The sequence below is a fragment of the Iodobacter sp. BJB302 genome (assembly GCF_002735645.1).
Taxonomy (GTDB): domain Bacteria; phylum Pseudomonadota; class Gammaproteobacteria; order Burkholderiales; family Chitinibacteraceae; genus Iodobacter.
Genome location: NZ_PDZG01000123.1, coordinates 1 through 6,340, shown reverse-complemented (window position 1 = coordinate 6,340; position 6,340 = coordinate 1). Strand labels below are relative to the sequence as shown.

Sequence of the window (6,340 nt, the reverse complement as noted above, 5' to 3'; positions counted from 1 at the left end):
ACTGAGCCACGCGCAGTAGCCACTCCCCGCGCCGCGTCTGCAAATCCCCCATAAATCCTCCTTGATAAAAACCTCAGCATGACGAAAAAAGGAAAGGGCGTTTAGATGGGAGGGCTAGGCGCTTACGATAAAGTGAAGTAGATCCTTTTAATAGATAACGAGAGAGAACCAGATCAAAAACTGAAATAGGTATACCCAAGGGAATACCAGCAATAGCCTCCGACGGAACTATAGGAGCATCCCACGATATAGAAAAATCAATCATTTCGGTACCAATCTATTTTTAGAAGTGTCAAACTTTACTACTTTCCCTTGGTAATCCCCCCATTTCAGAACAACCTGACCCGGGAAGCATGGGGTCAGGCCTTACATTACACTTGAGATAAAATTTACAGAGCTTTGCAATTGCGATCAAATTAATTACCTAATTTAAAATTTAAGACCCAACCCTATATTTTTTTTAAAAACCTGCGTATTTTCTAATCAAACGACCGATCATATATCAAATTTTCGACCCACACTTTGGCTTCACCCATTCCAATTAAATACTCATGGTCATTCCAACAAACAACGAAATCCATTTCAAGGCTTGATACATAAAAAACAAAGCTAAATAACTCTTCAATAATCGAAGAAAGTTCTTTAAAATTGTTTAGTAAAAAAATTGTAGGGTCAACTTCCTGCTCAAAAAAAAAACGACAATATCCTTGCTGATAAAATCAGAAAAGATACATTTTTCACCAGGTAAATGTAACGAGCTATCCAATGACGAAGCTCTGCTCCACAAAGGGGTCTCACCGCCTAAAAAAAACTTTCCCTCGCATGAGCGGCGAAAGGAAGCAGCGTCCAGGATTGCCATTTCTACACAATAAATATTTTGCTTTTTTGCTTCAGCAATAAAATCATCAGCTATATACCTCATTTCAACACCTATACTTCACTACTGATAAAATACAAAAAATATTAATCGTAATTTAAAAACAACTTAATAAACAGCAGCAACAAGCAACTTACCATTAAGCAAAGCACTAACACCTCCAACTTTCCAGAAATTAAAATACAAATCAAAATTAATATCCAGATCAATTAAAGGCGATGCGATATACCAAGCCAGATAATAATCTGCAGCGATCCCATATAACACTTCAAACAGCGCATAACTTGCAGCAGAATTTGTAATTCTGCTGTTTCGAACATGATCAGCAATGTAATCAAAGATCCAGCGGCTAGGAATATCTAGTTTAACAGTCTCATCCACAACAGATTTTTCAGTATAAATGACACCCACATTACTACTTAGCATTGCAAGCTCAGAATCTCCCATCACATTACAAAAACGCGATTGTTCTTCAAGCCACTTGGCAGCAGAAGCTAATAACTCAGGCTCTGAGCACACTCCCCTCGGGTAAAGATAAGACCTTTGATATAATGAACCTGAATTTAGAACATTTTGTGCTCGCTCCATAAGAGTGTCACAAAGAGGGAAATACTTAAAAACGTCATAAAGATTTGCTGTGGTTGAGCTATTTTTAAGCAGAGAAATAAAATGAGACTTATCAAAGGAGGTATTGCCTTCACAAAAATCACACCAATCAGCCAACAATGGACTCATTTGTTTCTTACCTGCTTCAGATGATATTATTTTAATTGCCATTTTATTCATTAAATATAAAATCATTGCACAATCGATGACCGCATTTGCATATTTTTCAAGCACAAAACTTACGCACTCTAAATACAATCAAGTCTAAAAAAATTAAATTCAATTTATTTCTTTTACACCAGCCTTTGCAGTAAATCCGACGGGGCGATATATAAAGTGCTTCTGCCATCTTTACTGGGCAGCAATAAACGATATTCAGCCAGTTTGTTTAAATAGCTTCTGGCTGAATTATCAGCAATACCGTAATCACTCACAATTTCTTTAACTGAGAAATACCTGCCTGGTGATTTAGTTGCTTTTTTAATAATATCTTTCTGCACAAAATTCAAAGACTGGCCAAATTTTGATTTTTCCAGCAGTGCAACAACCTGATTGAATTCCTGGGTTTTTTCTTCCAGATATTTTTTAAGCTCATCAAATGCTCTGATGATGATATCAAGCTGATAATCAATAAAATACGTCAGGTCATTCTGATCTGTTTCGGTATAGAGATAAGATAAGCCATAGTCCTTAGGGCTGTCTTTCAGTAATTTACTGATCGAAATATATTTAAATAAATCGTATTCGCTTTTTAACATATACCAGTAAAACAAAGCCCTTGCGGTTCTGCCATTGCCATCCCGAAACGGGTGCTCGTAGCCCAGCATAAAATGCAGAATTATCGCTTTAACCACGGGGGCAATAAATTCACAGCCATCCAGCCCGGAATGATTGGTATTGGCAAAAGCACAGAGTGCCTGCAGCCGGTCCTGGATCAGCTCGTGCGGGGGCGGCTGGTGGGCAATACCACCATCGCCATCTTCCACATAAATATCGTCGCCCCCCCTGAATTGGCCGGGCACCACACTATTGCCCGTTGTGCCCTGCGTAGCAACCTGATGAAAATCTAAAATCAAATCAACGCTTAATTCTTCATTACAGCTTTTTTCGGCTTTTTTCAGTAAAAAGAAATTATTCAGAATCATCCGCTCGTCTTCATTAAGCGGTGCTCTTTCGTCTTCCAGCATTTTTTTGGCCACTTCGCGCGTTGTGGCTGCGCCTTCCAGCTGGGCGCTGCTGATGGCTTCTTCCATGATCAGGGAAGACACTAAAAATTTGGCCTGAATCTGCATGGTAGCCGCCATACCTGCAACTACGGCCACGCTGCCGCCTGCGGTTTTTATGACCTGATGCAGCTTGGCTTCCATTGAGTTGGGAATGCAGTAGCTAAAAGATTCGCCATTCACATCAAACAGATCGACTTCTTTCATCTGAATAAAGCGCTGGAATTTAATCGCAAACCAGATATTTTGCGCCTCGGCCCTGGGCACCCGCCATTTAAGCTTATCCCAATGCAGGTAACGGCCCTTGCTGTCTGTTAAATCATATAAAGGCAGATACTTCTGCAGCATAGGAAAATCAACATTGACCAAATCAAATTTTGGTGCTCTTTCTACTCTTGGCTTGGCCATTATCTCAAATCCTGAATTTTGCGTTTATAGACTTTAGCATAAAAAAAGGGCAGCGATGGCTGCCCTTTTAAATGAATGCTTTCCTGCCTGGTTAAGCTTGTAAACCTTTTTTTAACAGCTCAGCCACTAATTCTGCCATGGTCACTTCCCGCGTTGCGGCAGCCGCATGCAGCTCTTTAATCAAATCGCCATTCAGCTTTACTGCAAAAGGAACCAAACCTGCGGCCTGATCGGCCTTACGTTGCTCGCGCTTATCCATTACTTTTGCAGCCTCTTGCCCAAAACGTCCCGGAGTACGTTCTTTTTTATTTTGTTCGTCGGATTTAAAGCCGTCTAATTTATATAACTGAAACTTACTTGCCATACTCTATTCCCCATTCAATCTGTAGCCATCATTGCCAGGCCCGCAGGCGGCGATGTACAGCTAAAAAATCCAAGGGCGAAGGATGCGGTGTTTTAGTCAACTGCGCAAGGCAGAAGTGAAGCCCCTTCCCCGCCAGACATCGATTTATCTGCCTTGTGATGCAAAAAACAGGCAAAATACGCCCCCTCAAAGACAGTCAAGCCGTTTTCATAACAAACCCTTTAATTTATCACGCTCATCCCGATAACCCCGCGACATGGATCAAGTTTCGTGATGATTTATGCAAAAACTGCCAGTCATCCTGTTGCACCATGCCGGTTGAAGTAAAACTCAGCGATTTAGTCCGCATGAATCTGGTGGATGCATTTGAAGCAGAAGGCGAGCCGCCCAAGCAAATTGCCAAGCGCTTAACAAAAGCGGGCATTATTGATCACTTTAATTTTAAAAACAGTATTTACACCCTAAAGCGTAAGGCAAACGGGGATTGCCGTTATTTAGATTTAAAAACGCGCCTTTGCACTATTTATGAAAACCGCCCTAACACCTGCCGCAACCATCCAAGAATTGGCCCGCGCCCTGGCTATTGTGCTTACCGAAGCCGCCCTGCCAAGTTGTTAATCACGGAATAACGCTGACCACGCTCAAAACAGACTGATCATCACGGTGATACGCTAAAACAATGAAACCTATCCTCATTCTTTATGCCAGCCGTGATGGCCAGGCCATGCGTATTGCGCAAAAACTAGCCCTGCACCTTGATGCTTACCCGGTGCAGCTGGCCGATTTAAAAACACCATCCGCGCAAATTGTTGCTTGCAAGGCGCTCATTGTGATTGCTTCTGTACGCTATGGGCGGCACCTGCCCGAAGCCATACAGTTTTTTAAGCACCATGCAGCGCAAATATCACAGCTTCCCCTGGCCATTACCTCCGTCAGCTTAAGCGCCCGCAAAGGCGATGGCTCGCCAAATGGCTATTTAAAAAAGCTGCTTCAGCAATTTCAGCTCAGCCCCTTTGCCGCGCTCTCTATCGCGGGCAAGCTCGATTACCCCCGCTACGGCTGGCTGGATACGCAGATTATTCGTTTAATTATGCATATCACCGGCGGCCCCAGCGATGGCACCAGCTGCGTTGAATACACAGACTGGCAGCAGCTTCAAAACTTTGCGCAACAAATCACAAGCTATCTTCGCCAGGATCACGCAGATGGATAGTAAACTGCGCCCCAAAGCCCTCACAGAGAAACACCATGACCACCCATACCATCAGCAATCTGATCAGCCATCAAATTAATAAAGAAGCCCACGGCCCGGTTAGCTTACGCTTAAGCGATAAAGAAATTACCCACACCCCTGCCGCACAAAGACTGATCGATCAGCTTTGTAAGCTCTACACCCAAAAGCTGGGCAAAGGCTTTGGCAGCTTTGAAGAAGATCAGGAAGCCTTCCCTATGCAAGGGCTGATTCGTCAGCTTATAGAAGGCGCAGATTTTTTAAGCAGCTCTAAACAAATGATGCAGCACCTGCTGCTGCGCTTAGAGCAAGAGCCCTTAGCCAGCGGCGGCCATGTGCTGATTGCCCGCATCAAAGGCGATGGCACAGATTTTATCCTGTTCACTATTTTGTCTGAAATTATGGGCACCATGCTGGATGAAGAGCTGAATGTGGCCGACAGCATTTACCTGGACACCAGCAATTTAAAAGTCGCAGGCAAAATTGATTTACAAGCATGGCAAAACGGCGCTGAGCGCTATATCAGCTTTTTGCGCGGGCGCGGCGATGTAGCCGCTTATTTCAAATCATTTTTAGGCTGCAACGATATTGTAGTGGCGCTGAAAGAAACACAAAAACTGGTACACGGCCTCAGCCAGTTTGCCGAAGAGCAGCATTTACAGCCTGCAGAGCGCGATCAGTTGTTTGAACGTGCCCACGAATACCTGGACGAGCTGGGCAACGCCAGCTGCGCCGTCACACTGGAGCAGGTAGCAGAGCAAGTGTGGCCGGATGCCCCCATGCAATTACAAAATGTGCTGGACCATCAAGATCTGGCGTTAAACGATGGTTTTGTACCAGACCGCCGTGCCATCAAGCCACTGCGCACCTTTAAAACCAAAGCCCCCCACTGGAAGCTGGAATTTGACCGCAGCAGCTTACGCAGCGGCGCTGTGCATTACAACCCGGAAAACGACACCCTGGTTTTATCCAATATTCCAGAAGAAATGCGTAAGGAGTTACTGGCAGAAACCAAGTAGAAAAATCCTCAACATTCACAACAAAAGATGTTGCAACGCAATAAATTTGCGCTAAACTAATCTGGCAAAGCGTGTGGGATCAATCACTTACTTGCTTTGCCAACACAAAAAACCTTAGTTGTAATATTACATACACCAACTATTTGGCGTAGTATCTTTAAACTGTAATCTGTAACAGCGATGCTAGTGTGGCAATGTGCTCGGTTTCATAACCTGAAACCTCAGTGATCAAACGGTAACCCTCAAAAAAGGTATTCCCATGACTCTGTCGACTACGTTTAAAACCCCCCGCCAGCGCCGTCAGCTGGAACAATCGCAAAGAAATATGGAAATTGTGGTAATGGGACTTCATCGTGCACAGTTTGAAGTAAGGCGTCAGATACGTAACGAGCTTGCAGATCGCGCAGCAGCCAAGGCAGAGAAAGAACTGGATTATCTTGAAAGCGCTAAATAATGAATCAGCAACAAAAAAAAGCCACGAATTAATTTGAACTGCACCCCAAAAGTTGGACACCCGTCCATATTTTTGGGGTGTTTTTATGTCCAAGTACTCAACGCAATTCAAGCTCTCTGTCGTTCAGCAATATTTAACTGGCGAAGCGGGTATCAAAA

7 protein-coding genes are annotated in these 6,340 nt (G+C 43.7%); 4 read left to right on the top strand and 3 right to left on the bottom strand.

Annotated elements, in window-relative coordinates; genetic code table 11:
* Positions 1-985: 985 nt before the first annotated feature.
* From CSQ88_RS22845 to CSQ88_RS21640, 3 genes are all read right to left on the bottom strand, one after another.
* Positions 986-1,717 (bottom strand): hypothetical protein, encoded by a 732-nt coding sequence (locus tag CSQ88_RS22845; protein ID WP_143449555.1) that lies wholly within the window; start codon positions 1,715-1,717, stop codon positions 986-988.
* A gap of 59 nt (positions 1,718-1,776) precedes the next feature.
* Entirely contained in the window at positions 1,777-3,114 is a 1,338-nt protein-coding gene (locus CSQ88_RS21645) for a Fic family protein (protein ID WP_099400137.1), read from the bottom strand.
* Between the two features lie 91 nt (positions 3,115-3,205).
* Positions 3,206-3,478: a hypothetical protein gene (locus CSQ88_RS21640; protein WP_099400136.1), complete on the bottom strand. Its 273-nt coding sequence runs from the start codon at positions 3,476-3,478 to the stop codon at positions 3,206-3,208.
* Between the two features lie 209 nt (positions 3,479-3,687).
* Here CSQ88_RS21640 and CSQ88_RS21635 point away from each other — a divergent pair, with 209 nt between their 5' ends.
* The 4 genes from CSQ88_RS21635 (at position 3,688) to CSQ88_RS21620 (ending at position 6,182) form a co-directional block, all read left to right on the top strand.
* Positions 3,688-4,107, top strand: coding sequence for a YkgJ family cysteine cluster protein (locus CSQ88_RS21635; RefSeq protein ID WP_115227344.1), 420 nt, complete (start codon positions 3,688-3,690; stop codon positions 4,105-4,107).
* A 50-nt stretch (positions 4,108-4,157) separates the two neighbouring features.
* A complete protein-coding gene (locus tag CSQ88_RS21630) occupies positions 4,158-4,691 on the top strand; it encodes a flavodoxin domain-containing protein (RefSeq protein WP_099400134.1) in 534 nt (177 codons plus the stop codon).
* Positions 4,692-4,726: 35 nt separating this feature from the next.
* Positions 4,727-5,728, top strand: coding sequence for a nucleoid-associated protein (locus CSQ88_RS21625; protein ID WP_099400133.1), 1,002 nt, complete (start codon positions 4,727-4,729; stop codon positions 5,726-5,728).
* A 259-nt stretch (positions 5,729-5,987) separates the two neighbouring features.
* Complete coding sequence (locus tag CSQ88_RS21620; protein ID WP_099400132.1) at positions 5,988-6,182, top strand: hypothetical protein; 195 nt, start codon at positions 5,988-5,990, stop codon at positions 6,180-6,182.
* The last annotated feature ends 158 nt before the right edge of the window (positions 6,183-6,340 follow it).